This is a genomic window from Nostoc favosum CHAB5714, from assembly GCF_020829495.1.
Taxonomy (GTDB): Bacteria; Cyanobacteriota; Cyanobacteriia; order Cyanobacteriales; family Nostocaceae; genus Nostoc; species Nostoc favosum.
Window position 1 is genome coordinate 20,247 of record NZ_JAIVFQ010000065.1, and the last position, 18,338, is coordinate 38,584.

An 18,338-nucleotide genomic window follows, 5' to 3' on the forward strand; every position below is an offset into this window, starting at 1 on the left:
TTATTAACTCGAAGAACCCCAAAGAGCCAAAGCTATGTTTTGTCTCCCCTCCCGAAGAGCAGGGTTACAGTGTATACACAAGTCCTGTCTGCATACGTTTCAACTCTTCTAGCCCCCTAAATACCCAAATCTTGGGAGACTTGAAACTCCACTTATAACCCAATAGGCTTGGGTTAAGGGTTATTGGTGTAGATAATTGGTCTTTCAAGACGCGATAAATCGCGTCTCTACATCAGCAGCCCATTAATCGCTGGGCCGTTGATTACCTTTCCCTGTGTATCAAACCGCGAACCGTGACATGGGCAATCCCAGGTCTTTTCTGAGGAATTCCAGGCGACGATACAGTTGAGGTGAGTACAGATTGCCGAATGTTCGTGCAGTGTGCCGTTTTCATCTCGGTAAGCTGCGACTTTTGTCAAACCACGTCGCACCACTGCACCTGTACCGGGAGCAACTTCTTCAACGGAATCAACATCACCTGGTGTCACCCACTCTAAATACTGGGCAGCAACGTTGAGATTCTCAGAGATAAAATCACCGACTCCACCAATTCTCACACGCGATGGCTCATAAAGCTCTGCCCAGCTATTATTTCGCCCTAAAATCAAGTCAGTTAACAATATCCCCGCGATCGTGCCGTGGGTCATTCCTATGCCTGTATCACCGGTGACGATATAGACGTTTTCCTCATCAAAGGGGTTTTTGCCAATGTAAGCAATGCCATCATCAGAATTCATTACCTGGCCCGACCAGCGAAATAAAATCTCCTGTGCTATCGGGAAACGTTCTCGCGTCCACGTTTGCAGTCTGGCATAACGGGCATCGGCATCGTCAGCTTGTCCGGTTTTGTGGTCTTCGCCACCAACAATTAATACATCATATTGTTCGTCAATGTTTTGTAATCTTACGTAGTGGTAGGGGTCGAGGGTATCCCAATAAAGCGCTTTGGTAACAGAACCACGAGGTACTTTTGCACCGATGACAAAAGTTATATATGGAGCCTGCTTAAAGTGCATAGTAGCTAAGTTACTGATGGGTGAGTTGGTTGCTACTACCACAGCATCGGCTGTCACAACTTTACCACTGCTTGTCTCAACACGAGCGGGTAAACCACCTTGGATTTTTTCTACGTGCGTCCCCGTATAAATTCTACCCCCACGGCGTTGTATGGCTTCTGCAAGTCCAGCTAGATATTTTAATGGATCAAATTGCCCTTGTTGGGGAAAGCGTAGACACACTCCTGTATCAAAGTCAGTCAACGGCGCTTTCTTCACCATTTCAACATTAGTGAGTCCAACCCGGTGTGCTGCTTCTAACTCGTGCTGAATCTCATCTATTGATTTCAGGTCTGGCGGAAAAAGATAGCCGTCAAGTCGCTCAAAGTCGCAGTTAATGTTTTCTTGGGTAGCGATCGCCTCTATAGTATTAATTGCTGTTGTATGACTTTGAGCAACTAGTTTTGCGTCCTCTTTACCGTGCATTTGCTCCAGTTCGTAGTAACGATAACTCAGCACATTCGATACGTGTGCCGTTGTTCTTGCCGTTTGACCGCCACCAATGGGGCCATCATCCAGCACGACCACTGATTTACCTTCGCGGGCTAACATATAGGCAGTTGACATCCCCGCTATCCCAGCACCGATAACGCACACATCTGCATGAGTATTTTCGGTAAGCACGGGTTGATCTGGGACTTCTGCCGTTGTCATCCAAATAGAAATAGTTTTACCAGAGTCGTTTTGCATATTTTTTTAGAGTCTTAAGCCTAACTTATTCTGCTGGAAAGAAGGTTATGAAGGTAAGAGTAATGCGAAAGGAGAAGGAAAAATATTTTGATATTTTCCCTTCTATGATTGTGCCTTTATGTCTCTTTCAACCTTGCCACAACCAAGCTAAGATGTATATTCCAGCTTGTTATTGTATAAGCCTAGACTATTAATTGTAAATAATGTATCTGCATCATGATAGACATAAAAATATGCTTAATAGGGGATGAAATTGCCAAATACTTATATACTTATAAAAATTTAGATTATTTTGTAAAACATTTGACTCTGGAGTAGATAATTTATGATTTGGTATTTTCTTAGTGTGGTAGCAACAACTTGTGCATTACAAAAACCACTCTTGCTAATAAATATCTGCTAATGTTTCACGCAACTTCTAGCGAAAGAAAGAGTTTGAGGCTGAGTATCTCTGTAATCATGAATGCGGACAAGTGTTAACCTACTGAATAACTGATATGCCCCAATATTTTGGAAAACTACCCACTACTAACCAACCTTGGACAACCATCGGCAATGTAAAAGCTGTAACCTGGGACAATAATATTATTAATTTTGACTGTGGCGACTCACGCCTTATCATCAGCGTACTTGCTCCCAATTTAATCCGCGTGCGTTTCGCACCAACTGGAGAATTTATGCCCCACCGTTCTTGGGCAGTGGCGCCAGATGATGCAGAATGGGCAATAATACCTTTTACGGTGCAAGAAAATGAAGCAACGGTAGAAATTGAAACAGCGCAGATTCGTGTGTGCGTCCAGCGAGAAAAGTGCCGCATCGTCTGTTTCGACAAAGCTAATCGCCCTTTTGCCCAAGATGCAGAGATGGGTATAGGTTGGCGGATGGGTGCAGTTGCAGGATGGAAAGAAATTGCAGCCGATGAACATTTTTATGGTTTTGGTGAACGCACAGGCTTTCTGGATAAACTCAGCGAAGTAAAAACCAACTGGACAACGGATGCCTTAGATTATGATTCACTCACTGATGAAATGTACCAAGCAATTCCATTTTTTATGGCTTTGCGCCCGCAGGTAGGCTATGGCATCTTTTTCAACACCACTTTTTGGAGTCAGTTCGATATCGGTGCTGAACAACCAGGTATTTGGAAGATGGAAACTCGTGGCGGTGATTTGGATTATTACATTATCTACGGCCCCGAACCTGCCAAAATCCTGGAGACTTACACTCAGCTAACTGGGAGAATGTCATTACCGCCGAAATGGGCGCTAGGTTATCATCAATGCCGTTGGAGTTACGAATCAGAAACCGTTGTGCGGGAACTAGCAAAGCAATTTCGTCAACGCCGCATTCCCTGCGATGTTATTCACTTAGATATTGACTATATGCGTGGCTATCGAGTGTTTACTTGGAGTCCTCAACGCTTCCCCAATGCGGCAAAACTCATTAGTGATTTAGCAGAGGATGGTTTCAAAACAGTAACAATTATTGATCCTGGTGTGAAGTATGAACCAGAAGGTAATTATCATGTTTTTGACCAAGGAATAGAAAACGACTATTTTGTGCGTAAAGCTGATGGTACGTTGTTCCACGGCTACGTTTGGCCTGAGAAAGCTGTTTTTCCTGATTTTTTGCGTCCTGATGTGTCTAACTGGTGGGCTGATTTACACAAAAGCTTAACTGATATTGGGGTGGCAGGGATTTGGAATGATATGAATGAACCTGCCATAAACGATCGCCCTTTCGGCGATGATGGTGAAAAGATTTGGTTTCCTCTAGATGCACCGCAGGGGGTAAGGGAAGCAGGGGAGCAGGGGAGCAGGGGAGCAGGGGGAGATGAGGGAGATGAGGGAGATGAGGGAGATGGGGGAGAGGAGGAGAACTTTCAATCCAAAATTCAAAATTCAAAATTAAGAATTGATGTGACTCATACGGAAGTGCATAACTTGTATGGGTTGATGATGGCTAAAGCTTGCTATGAAGGGTTGCAACGGCATCGAAGTTCAGAGCGATCGTTTGTGTTAACGCGATCGGGTTATGCTGGTGTGCAACGCTGGTCTTCTGTGTGGATGGGGGATAACCAATCGTTGTGGGAGCATTTAGAAATGTCTCTGCCGATGCTTTGCAATATGGGACTTTCGGGTGTGGGGTTTGTGGGTTGCGATATTGGCGGGTTTGCTGGTAACGCTACAGCTGAATTATTCGCTCGGTGGATGCAGGTAGGAATGCTCTACCCATTGATGCGCGGTCACTCGGCAATGTCTACTGCTCGTCATGAACCTTGGGTATTTGGCGATCGCGTTGAAAATATCTGTCGAGAATACATTAATCTACGTTACCAATTACTTCCCTATATTTATAGTCTTTTCTGGGAAGCGGCAACGACGGGCGCACCGATTTTGAGACCATTATTGTACCACTTCCCCAATGATCTGAAAACCTATAGCCTCTACGATCAAGTATTACTAGGCGCGTCGCTGATGGCTGCACCAATTTACCGCCCTGGAGTTGAGCATCGAGCTGTCTACTTACCTGCTGGCACTTGGTATGATTGGTGGAGTGGCGATCGCTACGAAGGCCCGATTCACATTCTTGCTCATGCACCGCTTGAAAGAATGCCACTGTATGTCCGTAGTGGTGCGATCGTTCCCATGCAACCTGTCAGACAATACGTTGATCAAGCCCCACTCGACGAGATCCGATTACGGATTTGGCCTGGTAATAACGAATATCAACTATTTGAAGATGATGGACAGACAAACGAGTATCTAGATAAAAAGTTTTCGCTAGCAAGTATCAGCGTATTTACTAACTCTAATCAAACAGTAGTTGAAATTGGAGAGAGAATGGGAGAATGGACACCTCCACGGCGTGAAGTGATTGTAGAAATTGTTGGGGTTGGAGAGCAACGTTTCCAAGATGATGGTAAGCGACATACTCTGCAATTTTGAAATACTCGCAAAGGTGGTTTTTTAAACCACCATTATTTCCTACTGTAAATTGTGCAATAAAAAATATGCATAGAGGTAGATGAAAAATAAGTCAAGGGGTAGCATACAATACAAAGAATAGAAATAGTTAAACCGTAAGAAATAGGTAAGTTTACTACGCTAAATAGATGCGGTTAGAGAACAATCAATGTTAAATGTTAACCGCTTGCGGCTGCAAGATATATCTAAAATCCTTACAAATTCACTTGTGGCAAAAGTCGCAAGTGCGATCGCTGTTTTTGTTGGCAGCTTGGTACTAGTTGGTTGGTGTCTTGGGATTGAAGTTCTTAAGCGCGGCTTCTTTGGTAGTCCTGCCACAATGAAAGTAAATACAGCGCTGTGTTTTGTGCTGTGTGGTGTGTCGCTGTGGCTATTTTTAAGAAGAGGGGAGCAGGGGAGCAGGGAAGAAAGAACAATTCAAAATTACCCCCATAGCTCCCTTCTAATTTCTAGGGTTTGTGCAATAGCGGTTACCACAATAGCTGCGCTTACACTTTGTGAATATCTATTTGGCTGGAATCTCGGCATTGACGAGCTACTGTTTCGTGATTTGTCAACTAGCATAGCGACATCGCATCCAGGGCGAATGGGCGTGAACACAGCACTGAACTTTATGCTGGTTAGCGTCGCCCTACAGATTTTGATTCATCCAAAAACCCACCGCAGTTATTGGTATGCTCAGATTATCGCTCTGCTCGCTACTTTAATTTCCTTTCAGGCGCTCATGGGCTATGCCTACAAAGTGAAAGTTCTCTACGGACTTGCCCCTTATACAACATCAATGGCTTTACATACAGCGCTGTTGTTCAGCTTATTAAGTATAGGCATTTTGTGGGCGCGGGCTGAACAAGGATTAATGAAAGTAGTTACAAGTGATAGTTACGGCGGCTTACTTGCACGTCGTTTATTAATTGCCGCGATCGCAGTACCTTCTATATTGGGGTGGGTAATTGTTGAAGGTCAACGGGCAGGACAATACGATCCGGCTTTTGCAGTATCGGTATTTGCGATCGTCCTGATTGTGATTTTTACTATTTTGATTTGGCAAAGTGCCAGGGTTATTGAAGGCCTCAGCCATCAACGCGATCTTGCACAGCTTGCACTCAAAACCTACGAAGCTAAACTGGGAAGTTTTGTAGATTCTAACGTCATTGGCATTTTGTTTGGCGACGTGTATGGCGATATCCAACAGGCAAACGACGAATTTCTCAGGATGATTGGTTACACGCAGGAGGATTTGTTAGCAGGTAGGTTAAGTTGGCGCAATATCACACCACCAGAGTATTTATACTTGGACGAGCGAGGTGTCGCCGAAGCAAAGGGAAGTACCAACGCTACTTGTACGCCCTACGAGAAAGAATATATTCGCAAGGATGGTAGCCGCATTCCGGTTTTAGTTGGTTACGTGCTGCTAGGAGAAAACCGCGACGAGTCAGTAGCGTTTATCCTCGACTTGAGCGAACGCAAGCAAGCAGAAGCAGAGCAACAAAAATTAGTATCGCTGGTAGAAAATAGCTCTGACTTTATCGGCATCGCCACCCTTGAGGGTCAATTACTCTACATAAATGATGCAGGTCAAAAGCTAGTAGGGCTTTCCAGCCTTGATGAAGTCAGGCAAAAGGCAGTATTAGATTACGCCATGCCCAAAGACAAAGCCTATTTTCAAAAATATATACTGCCGACTGTGCTATCAGAAGGGCGCTGGCAGGGAGAATTCTGCTTTTGCCACCTGCAAACAGGTCAACCGATACCAGTTGATTACAATATCTTCACTGTTACAGACAACAACACAGGTCAGCCAATTGCCTTAGCAACTGTGACTCGCAACATCAGCGAACAAAAGCAGACCAAGGAACAAATCTTACAACTAAACAAGGATCTACAGCGCCGCATTACTGAGTTACAAACTCTGTTGGAGGTAATTCCCATTGGAATTGGCATTGCCGAAGATCCAGAATGCCAAAATATCAAGGTCAACCCTGCTTTTGCCAATCAGTTGGGAATATCGTCAGACACAAATGCCTCCCTCAGCGCTCCCTTGGAGGAAAAACCGACAAGCTTTAAAATCTACCGCCAGGGAAGGGAACTGTCAGCAGAAGAACTCCCGATGCAATACTCTGCAACTCATGGTGTTGAAGTTCTGGATTGTGAACTCGATGTTGTCCGTGAAAATGGAAAAATTATCAACCTGTTGGAGTACGTTGCACCTTTGTTTGACGAAGAGGGTAAAACCAGAGGAAGCGTTGGTGCATTTTTAGATATTACGGAGCGCAAACAGGCAGAGCAAGCACTTCTAAATCAGCAAAAATGGCTAGAGGATGTGTTAAATCTGATGCCAAGACCGTTGCTGTTTATCGAACCAGGAACGGCGCGGGTAACTTTTGCCAATCGCTCTGCTAACGAATTAGCTGGGGGCGAATTTCCCAAAGGTGTACCAGCCGCAGAGTATCACACAGTCTACCACTATACAGATGCAGATGGCGATCGCATCCCCAATGAACAAATGCCAGGAGTGCGGGTTGCCCTTGGCGAACGCTTGAATGGATTGGAAGTAGACTGGCATACCCCCGGTGGTGTGCGTTCTCTATTGGTATTTGCTGATACCTTGCCAGCAATGCACGGTCATCCCGCTACCTGTATTTTGGTGTTCCAAGAGATTAGCAACCTCAAACAGGCAGAAAAAGCCCTCTCGTTAGGTTACAAAAGGCTAAACCTACTATTTGACACAGCCAACGATTTACTATCAAGCCAGGAACCAGTACTACTAATCGATAGCGTCTACCGAAAACTAAGAGAGCAAATTGGAATAGAAGTTTATTTTAACTATTTGGTTGAGGATAACTCTCAAGTAATGCGGTTGGGGTCTTACAGTGGTATTTCCCCAGAGATGGCAAAGGAAATTGAGTACTTACCATTTAGTCAAGGGGTTTGCGGTACTGTAGCGCTCTCAGGCCATTCCATAGCTGTAGAGAATGTGCAGCAATCCATTGAGGCGCAAACAGAATTGATTCGCTCTTTAGGCATTACTGCTTATTATGCATACCCATTGATCGCCCAAGGACGGCTGTTGGGTACTCTTTCTTTTGGCAGCCGCACTCGGTTAAGCTTCACCGACAATCAAAAGGGGATGATGCAAGCAGTATGCGACCAAATAGCGATCGCAATGGAACGAGCTAGTTTAATTGCTTCTTTGCAACAACAAACTGAGCAGTTGCAAGAGGCTAACCGGATGAAGGATGAGTTTCTGGGGATATTGTCTCACGAATTGCGATCGCCTCTCAATGCCATCCTTGGCTGGGCGCAATTACTGCAACGAAGCAAGCTTAGTGAAACCCTAATGGCTAGGGCTACGGAGACAATTGAGCGCAATGCTAAAGCGCAAACCCAGCTAATTGAAGACTTGTTGGATATATCGCGGATGATGAGAGGCAAGTTACGCCTTAATGTCCGTACTTGTAATTTGGTTCCAATGATTGAGTCGAGCCTAGAGACTGTTAGCCTAGCCGCCCATTCCAAGGAAATCGATTTAAGATTTTCTCTTATTCCTTCAAAAGAAACGCAAAATAATCACGAAAATTTAGAATCAAGAGAATCACAATCCCAAACCATGTTGGGCGAAAATTCTCAATTCTTAGTATCCGGTGATTTTGAGCGCTTGCAGCAAATAATCTGGAATCTGCTATCCAATGCCATCAAATTCACACCCAGAGGAGGACGGGTAGAGGTGCAATTGTCTGTAGTCACTGGTCAAGAAAAACAACAGACAATCGATAAATATGCCCAAATTCAGGTGATTGACACAGGTATTGGTATCAGCCCTGATTTTCTTCCTTATGTTTTTGATCGCTTTCGTCAAGCTGATAGTTCTAGCACTAGAACCTATGGTGGATTAGGACTAGGATTAGCGATCGCGCGTAATTTAGTAGAATTACATGGCGGTACTGTCTACGCAAATAGTCCAGGTAAAGAACAAGGGGCGACGTTTACAGTCAAACTACCACTTCTGAAAAATCCACCCCTCCATCCCATTGCTCCTGCACCCCTGTTTCCCTCCACCCCTGTTTCCCTCCTTGGTGTGCGCGTGCTGGTTGTAGATGACCAAGCCGATACCCGTGACTTCATCACCACAATCCTCGAACAGTACCAAGCCGAAGTTCAGGCTGTAGCATCAGTAAAAGAAGCATTGCAGGTAATTACACAGTGGAAACCAGATGTTTTAGTTAGCGACATTGGTATGCCCGATGAAGATGGTTATTCTTTGATCCGCAAAGTGCGATCGCAACCACCAGAACTAGGGGGAAATATTCCAGCCGCAGCGTTAACAGCTTATACCAGGGCAGAGGATCGGATGCGAGCTATACAAGAAGGTTATCAGCTACATTTACCTAAACCTATTGAGGCAGCTGAGTTAGCTACAGTAGTTGCCAGACTGGCTGGACGGACTTAGAGAAAATGGGGTATGGGCAATAGGAATTAAATTTTACCCCATCTGCCATTTTCTTTGTTCCTAATATCAAAATTTATACAAAATACCAATTTTTTCCCAAGGTCAATACCTGCATTATAAAAATATTTAGATGTATATTTTTATTTCAGTATAAATAATTATTGTCTTTTGGGGCGATCGCTATTTAGGAGAAGGGGCTTCAATAGGCAATGACTCCCCTTAAAAAGGCTGGCTCTTTTCCTCCTTTAGTCCATTTTTAAGAGGGTCACTAGGCCGGAAGAACTTATTTAAAGCTTATTGGAAGCAAATTCCGAAATAGGCAATTTCAGAGTTGTATTTAAATTATGTAACCTGATCTAATCTAAACAGACTACATAAATTGCGAATTGAGTATTTCAAGTACATCCGTAGGGGCACGGCACTGCCGTGCCCCTACAACTCCCTGTTGTACCGCATCTGAATGGGAACCGCTATAATCATCCAAAAAATAGATGGTGTATCTTTCAACTCCCATAAATCTAACTAATAAGCAGTATTTTGTATATTACAATCTCTCTTATGATCGCTCTAACAAAGACATTAGTAAAAACAGTAACTGCACAAAAGCTAGATAGTATTGACTTTCATGACTCGAAGCGAGCTGATTTTTTGCAAAAAGTAATTGAAGGCTTAGAAGACGGTATATTAATTTTAAGCCAAACTGGTGAAGTAGTTCATGCTAATGCATCTGCTCGGCGTCTTTGTTGTCAATTTAATCAAGGCAACTTCAAGCAAAATTTTGTACCACCAGTCATCTGGAATCTTTGTGAATCGTTATTCAATAGTCGGTATTTGTTTTCTGACAAACTTCTAATTCTGTCAGATGAGATTGTGCTTGATAAGTCCAATATTTTTAGGATTAGGGTGAGATTGCTAGATTTAGAGGGGTTTGAAGTGCCTTGCTTATTGGTGACTATAGAAAATCAATATGAATCTGTGAAAAATGTAGCACTCACTGAAGTTAAAAAATTTGACCTAACGCCGCGAGAAGCTGAAATTTGGTTTCTCTATAGAAGCAACTACAGCTACAAAGAAATTGCCACTAAGCTTTACATCACCATAAACACCGTGAAGAAGCACATGAAAAATATTCACACCAAGCGCCAAGCAAACATGTCTTATGATTGAGTGGTAGCATTTTATTGAAGAAGAATTCTCGCTTGTAGAATTCTTCTTCAATGAGTGGGAAATTCAAAAAGATCACTAATTGTTCGGGGAGCATCCCAAATGTGTAAGTTATATCAAAACCACGTTATGAATTGTCATTGCAAAAGAGTTTTAGCCTTAACTTAACCGTTTGATAAAAATTCATTGGTAAAATGCAATAGATTATTAGCGATTAACCTATAGGACTAGTATTTGATTTTTGAAATGCACGTAGTGGATTGTCTACGCAAAATAGTGCATTAGACGTAGGTTGGGTGGAGCGGAGCGCAACCCAACATATATCAGGATGTTGGGTTACGCAAAGCCTCCACCCAACCTACAATTTTTTTGCAACATTAAAGCCATGACAGTCCATTACAAGACTACCGAGATTTTTTCAGAAATCAAATATGATTCCTATAGTATTCACAAACAAGTATTTCATGATATGATGTCCGGGCAATTAAGCATAATACCCCCAAGCCCACCCCGCCAAAGCTACGCTTTGTCTCCCCTCCCCGCAAGCGGGGAGGGGTTGGGGGTGGGGTTCTTTTATTATGGGTAACTTGGCGGACATGATATGAATCAATGTTCACAGCCTTTTTTATAAAAGCAATACTAGCCCCACTAGCCCTCCCTTTCATGCAGGGGTAGTTAATTTTAACGTGTTCCTTTCTACTTTTTATGCAACTTTTAACTACGGAGAGTCAGGACTTTTTTGCAGGCGTAATAAGGTATTGTAAACTTGCCGTTTTAAGATATCGTTATTTTGTAGTTCTATAGTAATCTTGTTGAACTGATCAATGCTCAAACCATTATCTTGGACAATTTTTTGAGAGCGGTTACAGTAATTCACTGCAATATCTTTAGCCTTCCTGGGAAGACCATTTATGCTGTTAGAATCGTTACAAACAATCTTGGGAATTTCTCCATTACCAATAAGTTTTTTAATTTCTTCAAAGGCATTTTGACGCGCTGGCTCCATTGCTAGCACAGCTTGAGCATAGCTGTCGATTTGAGTATTGTTAACTATTGGTGTTGGAGTTTGACCATAAGCTTTTGAACTCAATGAAAAAGGGTTGGAAATTAGACCCACAGTAGCGATCGCGCCGAAAAAGAATGATTGGGAAAGGATTCGCTTTCGGCTAGATCGGGAAAATAAATCAGAAATTTTTTTCATATAGTGTGTGACACAAAACTACATCAGGGATATTATAAGAACGTTGAATTATTTTCGGAGTTGGAAGTTCCAGCAACTGCTCAATACATCAAGCTTTTATATTTGATTGTCAATTCCCTCGGCATACTTGACAAAGTTCGATGACTTTAGTCTGGAGTGTTGGTATTTCTGATGCTCCTTGCTTGAGACTCACTTCTAATTCCAATAGTAGGGGTAAGCAAGAGATTAACTGTTGCACAGAAAGAAGCTTGATTTCTTGCTGTAAGAAGTAGATCCGTTTGGGATTACCAATATCAGCAGCAATAGCTATCGCTTGTTGATTGCGCTCCCCACTTTCTATCATAATCTTGACCCACAGCCATGTACGAAATTGTCCAATCAGCGTGGCAACTATCCGTAATCCCGGCTCGGAAGCATTGCTCAAATCTGCCAGTGTCGTCAAAGCTTTAGGTGTATCTCCTGTTCTGATTGCTGCTGCTAATTGTAAACTATTTTGAGTAGTATTTCTTACTAATTTGGTAACGGTATCTGTGTCTAAAGGCTTGTTGCTACCTTGGGCATATAACCGCAGTTTCTCTAACTCATTGTAGAGCAGCCGTGTATCATTTCCTACAGATTCTGCCAAAAACTGGGCAGCATTAGCAGTTAGTTTTACGCCCATAGTCTGAGTTGCTTGATTAACAGATTGCACCAGCAATTCGGTTTTCCAAGGGGGAATGAGGGGAAATTCTCGGAATTCGGTAGCAAATTGTTTTAATAATTTTGTGGATTTGAGGCGTTCATCTGGCTTGTTCCGGCTGGTGAGCAATAAAAATGAGTTTTCGGGAATGACTCTTAGCGATCGCACCAGTTCTGCTAGCACATTCTCTGGACAGTGCTGGCAAAGAGTAGTATTTATCAGCCATACCAAGCGCCCACCAGCGCCAAAAGTGGGTGTCATGACCTGATTTAACCCCTGGATAGCAGCATCAGCTTGATCTGGGGTGAATGCAGTGTAGTTAAAACTTATCCATTGGGGATCGAGGACGCGATCGCGCAGCATAGCGATCGCCTTTTCTATAGCAAAATCATCCTCACCCCAGTAAACATAAATTGGCATAGACTAACCTCGTATCTTAGGGAATGGGGCATTGGGCATTGGGCATTGGTGAAGAGTTAATATTTATAACTCCTAACTCCTAACTCCTAACTCCTAACTCCCCACTCCCCACCCCCCACTCCCCACTCCCAAAATTAAATACTTTTGAAATCATTCTGTTAATCAAGGTAATTTTCCCTAAAATCTATCAAGTGAGAGCATGAGGCTATGAAGATTGGACGACAACTATCAAACTTACTTAAATCGGTTAGCACGGCTAACGCTGCCAGAAGCCTACAGATCCCAAGTCCAGCATATCCAGGAATCTTCTAAATTTCAGCCACATTCTGGGTTGAGACAAGCAGCGTCCTTTCCTGGCTATACGCTAATTACCCCGCCAGCAGAAGAAGAATCGCAAAATTCTGCTTTCTATGCCAAATTACAGGCTTACCAACAGGAACTTTTGCAGTTGCCTGTAAGCCGTGATTTGATTGTGCCTCTACCTCCTGCTAGCTTCCACATGACTTTAGCGGATTTAATTTGGGACAATGCTTACCTTGACGCCTGTGAGAAAAATCCCAAATTTGACGAGGAGTTACACTCTTGTTTAGCCGAAAGCTTTCAGCAATATCAACAATTGATGACAAATAGGAGTCATCCGATTAAATGGCAAATGCTGGGACTGATACTGATGCCAAGAGCTGTAGCCGTTTGTTTAGTACCCCAAGATGAACGTTGCTACGAGGAAATTATTAAATTTCGCCGAACAATTTATCAAAATCCCAAGTTAATTGCCTTGGGTATTGAGCAGCATTATCACTTCACAGCCCATGTTACATTAGCTTATTTTGGGGAGGTTTCATCTGACTTAGACCGCACAAATTTCAGCACAATGCTTTCTCAATTGAATGATCAATGGCTGTTAAATTTGCCAGAATTTTTGATCAATCGCGTCGAATTGCGGAAGTTTGACAACATGACACGCTATTATCGTGAACCAGACTGGCCGATTTTAGATTTTTAAGTCATTAGTTATAGCGGTTCTCGCTTGGGTGCAGTACAGTTTTTACCTCTCTCCAAACCTCTCTCCTTTTAGGAGAGAGGCTTTAAATCTTACTCCCCAACGCTAGAAGGGAAGGGGCTGGGGGTTAGGTCTGTATTTCATGCAATTGGGAACCGCTATAGTAGTTAGTGGTCAGTAGTCTCCACTGACTGACTACTGACTACTCATTATTAGTTATGTCTTCCTGAAAATGAAGCAATTTTATAATGTCGGTTAATAGGGTTATTGTAAATGCATTGTGACGAAATTTTCCAACCACTTTAGATAAATTTATTAAAATACCGTTTATCTAAAAATGCTCTAAATAAAATCTATAGCCTAAAATTCCGGTTGTTGATAAACAAGATAAACAGCTTCTAAAAATACATCAGGTGTAACAGCTTCTGGCAACTTTTCTAAATTAATAATAGCTTTAACTTGCTCGGCTAGCTTTAGAGATAGTGATGCTCTTGCCTTTAACGACATTGCACCACGTCGCTGCAAATACTCACGAATAACAGCAAAGTCATCCGGTAACAAAGGTGATAAATCGGCAATTTGGATTAACTGCTGATGAAGTTCTTTTGCTTGTTCAGAAATAGTCAATGTTTTTGATGCAGTGGGTGTTTCGGCTTGAATTACAATTGTGCCAGCCGCTAAATCACCTAAACGCTTTTCTCGACGACTCAACATAATTAAAAAAGCGCCAATAAACAAAGTTTCATCAAAAGGTCGCAGTAAAGCACGTAGCGTTGCTTGTTGTAGCCCGATGAGTCTACCATCATCTCGAACCACGCGAATTTTAGCAACCCGTTTACCAGGGGTTTGCCCAAACCATAAAGTTTCAAAAATTACAAAATATCCTACGTAAATAATAAAACTGGCAAGGAATGCGATCGCAATCAACCACAAAGTCACTGCGGTACCGAAAATATCTACCCAAAAATCTCCTAACTGATCTGAAACGATAGACCAAGCTACGACAAATCCCACCAAAATCACAGCCAAAACGTGATAGTCAATGATCAAAGCCCAGGCACGATTTCCGATTCCAGCAAGAGTAAATTCTAGTTCTACACTTTCTGGAGTCTGGAATGTGATGCGATTAAAAAAGCGCATATTTTAGCTAATTCAAAATTAACAGAGTTGAATTTAGATGTTGAGTTAACGAAAATCCGGCGAAGGAGGTTCTCGTAACTGCAAACCCAGACCCTCACGCCGACTACGCAAGTCCAAGTATAAAACAGCTTTTAGTGCTTGCCAGAATGGCATCACAATAACTCCACCTACTAAGCTGCCGATCCAAGAAATAAAATACACAATCGAGTAGATAGTAGAACCTTGCTCAAGCTTTAAGAGGAATAAGCTGGGTATATAGTTTAATACAAACACTAACGGCAGTGTAACGAAAAAAGCAACTAAAACGATGCCCACAATGCGAAGTACCGACGCTTTAGTTAGCTCCCAACTTCTAGCGACACTTTCGCCACCATTAATATTTTCCTCAACTGCTAGCGGTACCTCAGCTACTACCCAACGGGAGTAAAACCAAATTAGTCCTAATAGCACAATACCTACCGTTACAATTATTGCCAATGTGGTTGCGACTACAATACCTGAAGTACCTAATATGCTTCCTAATACAATTCCCAGTAAGGCAGCTAAGATACCACCCACGATCGCTAATCCAAAATAAATTACAAACAAAGAGATTGCTACTTGCAAACCAACTCTGAAAAATGACCAAAGACGTGGATTAACATGGCTGCTAGCGGCTTGGACACTTTCAGGTTGGTAAATCAATTCTCCAAAAGCCAAACGTGAAATGAGTCCAGAAATGGCTGCATATTTTGCCCAGCCATAGATCGGAACTAAAATCCACAAGTGAGCGATCGCAGCCAGATTAAGATAACTCTTTAGATGAGAACGATACAACCGCACGGCAGCACTGACAACGTTACCGATACTGAGTGGTTGTATCTGACCGGAAGATCCAAAATTTTCAGACATAATGGCAAATTTACCCTGAAACTACGGAGATGAATTTGAGGCTATCTTAAGCTAAGTTAAACTCAGCGTTCCTAAAATTAATGAATATTCAACGTTGGATTGCGCGACGAGAACCAAATTGGCAGCGTTTGGATGCCCTATTAAGGCAGATAGAAAAAAAAGGGTTAAAGTCCTTAAGGGCAGCAGAAATTAGAGAGTTAGCGAGTTTGTATCGTTCAGTAGCGGCAGATTTGGCCCGTGCCCGCACTCAGGAAATCGGCAATACTTTGATACAAAGTTTACAATCTTTAACAACTCGTGCCTATACGCAGATTTACCAAGGTTCGCGGCGACAGGAATGGCAGGCAATTCTAAAATTTTACCAATGGGGATTACCATCTGTAGTTCAGAAAACATTTGCATATATTGCGGCTGCAACGGCGCTGTTTCTACTGGGGGCATTAGTGGCTTGGTGGTATTCTTGGCAAAACCCCAGCTTTATGACTTTGATCGTACCTGAAAGTTTGATTACCAAGGTGCGAGATGAGCATAAATTATGGATGGGGTCAATTGTCGGCGTTGAACCTCTGGCATCCAGCAGTATTATGATCAATAACCTATCGGTGTCCTTTGGTGCTGTTGCCGGTGGCATCACGGCTGGGCTATACACAGCCTATTTGATGGTATTTAACGGCTTATTGATTGGTACTGTTGGCACTTTAGTGGGTCAAAATAATCTTGCTTATCCTTTTTGGGCGTTTGTGTTGCCGCATGGTTCCTTAGAATTACCCGCCATTTTTTTTGCTGGGGGTGCAGGATTTTTATTAGCAAGAGCAATTTTATTTCCTGGTAAATATCGGCGTGGGGATGCACTGAAATTTTACGGTTCTCAAGCGGTGCAGTTAATATTTGGGATTGTACCAATGTTAGTTATTGCTGGTGCGATCGAAGGTTTCTTTTCACCTAACCCCAGCGTACCTGATGCAATTAAATATCTGGCAGGAATGGGATTGTTTGTACTTTTGGTGCTGTATTGTAGCCGCAAGGAGACTTGAAATAATTTAGATGTTGGCGGATTGGGAAATTGAAAAATATTTTAGAATAAGGTAAATACTAACGATGTCAAAAAGTATTATAAGTTTAAGCTAGGATAATCATGGTACAAACATCAAATAAAATATTAAGCCTAGAAGAGTTTCTCGCATTACCAGAAACTAAACCGTATTGCGAATACATCGACGGTAAAATCATTCCAAAACCTATGCCTCAAGGAAAACATAGCACTATTCAAGGAGAACTCTGTCCCACAATCAATTCTGTTGTCAAAGTACAAAAAATGGGTTGGGCTTTTCCCGAATTACGTTGCACTTTTGCAGGACGTTCTATAGTTCCCGATATCGCTGTATTTTCTTGGGCAAGGCTTCCTGTAGACGAGAATGGTGATATTGGCAATACATTTGCCGCAGCACCCGACTGGATAATCGAAATTCTCTCTCCCGAACAAAGCCATACAAAAGTTACAAAAAAAATCTTACACGCTCTCAATCACGGGACTCAAATGGGTTGGTTAATTGACCCTGATGAGCGATTCATTGCTGCTTATCCTGCAAGACAACAACCTTTACCTTTTGAGGAAATTGAGTCTGTTTTGCCAGTGCCAGAGTTCTGTCAGGGGTTACAGTTGACGGTAGGTGATATTTTTGGATGGTTAAAGGTGACTACGTAACAAATATTAATCGGATTAGTTTAGCATTACAGCTATTTTCAGGTAAATAGACCACGCGGTAGGGGCACAGCAATGCTCATACGTGTCAACTTAACGCAAAACTCATGTCCCACAAGGAACTGAAGTTCCTTGCTAATAGCGAAAGTCATCTAAAGATGACTAAATAATCCGAAAAATCTTTAGTCTACTTCAGTAGACTTTAGCTAAAAGCCAAAGAAATTCATTTCTGGGCGGGCGTGGAAGCCAATAGATAAGCGATTTTTCGCTTAAGTTGACACCAATGAGCAATGCTGTGCTCCTACGATAGATGTGGTTCAAATACATGAAAACTGCTGTAATGTTTTAGCCCAAGAGTAACAAAAGATATTAAACCTCTTGCATAAATCAAACAATTTGAACCCCACCCCGCCAAAGCTACGCTTTGTCTCCCCTCCTGCTTGCGGGGAGGGGTTGGGGGTGGGGTGTTAGGGACTTTTGCAAGAGGTCTATTCTGTTCGCTTAGTTAAACCCAACCTTGTATCTTAGAAACAGTAGTAGACCGTCCCCCCTTCTTCATCGGGGAGACTACAGGGGGGTTAAACCAATTCGCAATTCGCAATTCGCAATGGGCTTCGCCCCGCTACGCTAACGCAATACTTCGGCTACGCTCAGTACAAGTTCGCAATTACGTTTTGTAACGGGGATTTTAATTAGGCATCAAAACGTGTTGCCCTTCTTAGGCAGGGGACTTAAACCCCCAAACTTGGTTAAAACGATTTCAAATTCTCACGAATGATTTAGGACTGCTATATAAGCAACAGATACCTCGAAGTCATGTTGAGGTACTTCAAAGTCGTGTTGAGGTACTTCAAAGTCGTGTTGAGGTACTTCAAAGTCGTGTTGAGGTACTTCAAAGTCGTGTTGAGGTACTTCAAAGTCGTGTTGAGGTACTTCAAAGTCGTGTTGAGGTACTTCAAAGT

General features: G+C 42.6%; 11 protein-coding genes. 6 read left to right on the plus strand and 5 right to left on the minus strand.

Translation table 11 applies throughout. The annotated features are described in order from the left end of the window. Nucleotides 1-227 precede the first annotated feature (227 nt). Nucleotides 228-1,745, minus strand: a complete 1,518-nt coding sequence (locus LC586_RS28385; protein WP_229488556.1) for an FAD-dependent oxidoreductase — start codon at nt 1,743-1,745, stop codon at nt 228-230. Between the two features lie 497 nt (nt 1,746-2,242). Between LC586_RS28385 and LC586_RS28390 the strand changes: the two genes are divergently transcribed. From LC586_RS28390 to LC586_RS28400, 3 genes are all read left to right on the plus strand, one after another. Continuing rightward, nucleotides 2,243-4,693, plus strand: coding sequence for a glycoside hydrolase family 31 protein (locus tag LC586_RS28390; RefSeq protein WP_229488557.1), 2,451 nt, complete (start codon nt 2,243-2,245; stop codon nt 4,691-4,693). 187 nt (nt 4,694-4,880) lie between these two features. Then, nucleotides 4,881-9,179 carry a PAS domain S-box protein gene (locus LC586_RS28395; RefSeq protein ID WP_229488558.1) on the plus strand — a complete coding sequence of 1,433 codons (4,299 nt, stop codon included), beginning with the start codon at nt 4,881-4,883 and terminating at the stop codon, nt 9,177-9,179. 558 nt (nt 9,180-9,737) lie between these two features. Continuing rightward, complete coding sequence (locus LC586_RS28400; protein WP_229488559.1) at nt 9,738-10,346, plus strand: helix-turn-helix transcriptional regulator; 609 nt, start codon at nt 9,738-9,740, stop codon at nt 10,344-10,346. Between the two features lie 715 nt (nt 10,347-11,061). Here the strand turns inward: LC586_RS28400 and LC586_RS28405 are convergent. Both LC586_RS28405 and holA read right to left on the minus strand, forming a co-directional pair. Continuing rightward, entirely contained in the window at nt 11,062-11,544 is a 483-nt protein-coding gene (locus LC586_RS28405; protein ID WP_229488560.1) for a DUF4168 domain-containing protein, read from the minus strand. Between the two features lie 109 nt (nt 11,545-11,653). Beyond that, nucleotides 11,654-12,643 carry a DNA polymerase III subunit delta gene (holA, locus tag LC586_RS28410; protein ID WP_229488561.1) on the minus strand — a complete coding sequence of 330 codons (990 nt, stop codon included), beginning with the start codon at nt 12,641-12,643 and terminating at the stop codon, nt 11,654-11,656. Nucleotides 12,644-12,857: 214 nt separating this feature from the next. On the opposite strand from holA, the gene LC586_RS28415 reads away from it, so the two are divergent. Continuing rightward, nucleotides 12,858-13,646: a DUF1868 domain-containing protein gene (locus LC586_RS28415; protein WP_229488562.1), complete on the plus strand. Its 789-nt coding sequence runs from the start codon at nt 12,858-12,860 to the stop codon at nt 13,644-13,646. Nucleotides 13,647-14,003: 357 nt separating this feature from the next. Here the strand turns inward: LC586_RS28415 and LC586_RS28420 are convergent, their stop codons facing one another. Then, nucleotides 14,004-14,783: an RDD family protein gene (locus LC586_RS28420; RefSeq protein ID WP_229488563.1), complete on the minus strand. Its 780-nt coding sequence runs from the start codon at nt 14,781-14,783 to the stop codon at nt 14,004-14,006. Nucleotides 14,784-14,828: 45 nt separating this feature from the next. Beyond that, complete coding sequence (locus LC586_RS28425; protein ID WP_229488564.1) at nt 14,829-15,674, minus strand: hypothetical protein; 846 nt, start codon at nt 15,672-15,674, stop codon at nt 14,829-14,831. 80 nt (nt 15,675-15,754) lie between these two features. On the opposite strand from LC586_RS28425, the gene LC586_RS28430 reads away from it, so the two are divergent. Next, the gene (locus LC586_RS28430; RefSeq protein WP_229488565.1) at nt 15,755-16,708 is read left to right on the plus strand and encodes a stage II sporulation protein M; all 954 of its coding nucleotides are present in this window, start codon (nt 15,755-15,757) and stop codon (nt 16,706-16,708) included. Nucleotides 16,709-16,809: 101 nt separating this feature from the next. Further along, complete coding sequence (locus LC586_RS28435) at nt 16,810-17,379, plus strand: Uma2 family endonuclease (protein ID WP_229488566.1); 570 nt, start codon at nt 16,810-16,812, stop codon at nt 17,377-17,379. The last annotated feature ends 959 nt before the right edge of the window (nt 17,380-18,338 follow it).

Coding starts and splice junctions, on each gene's coding strand:
- LC586_RS28385 (WP_229488556.1), bottom strand. CDS start 1,745: ATGCAAAACGACTCTGGTAAAACTATTTCTATTTGGATGACAACGGCA.
- LC586_RS28425 (WP_229488564.1), bottom strand. CDS start 15,674: ATGTCTGAAAATTTTGGATCTTCCGGTCAGATACAACCACTCAGTATC.
- LC586_RS28435 (WP_229488566.1), top strand. CDS start 16,810: ATGGTACAAACATCAAATAAAATATTAAGCCTAGAAGAGTTTCTCGCA.
- LC586_RS28390 (WP_229488557.1), top strand. CDS start 2,243: ATGCCCCAATATTTTGGAAAACTACCCACTACTAACCAACCTTGGACA.
- LC586_RS28405 (WP_229488560.1), bottom strand. CDS start 11,544: ATGAAAAAAATTTCTGATTTATTTTCCCGATCTAGCCGAAAGCGAATC.
- LC586_RS28430 (WP_229488565.1), top strand. CDS start 15,755: ATGAATATTCAACGTTGGATTGCGCGACGAGAACCAAATTGGCAGCGT.
- LC586_RS28400 (WP_229488559.1), top strand. CDS start 9,738: ATGATCGCTCTAACAAAGACATTAGTAAAAACAGTAACTGCACAAAAG.
- LC586_RS28395 (WP_229488558.1), top strand. CDS start 4,881: ATGTTAAATGTTAACCGCTTGCGGCTGCAAGATATATCTAAAATCCTT.
- LC586_RS28420 (WP_229488563.1), bottom strand. CDS start 14,783: ATGCGCTTTTTTAATCGCATCACATTCCAGACTCCAGAAAGTGTAGAA.
- holA (WP_229488561.1), bottom strand. CDS start 12,643: ATGCCAATTTATGTTTACTGGGGTGAGGATGATTTTGCTATAGAAAAG.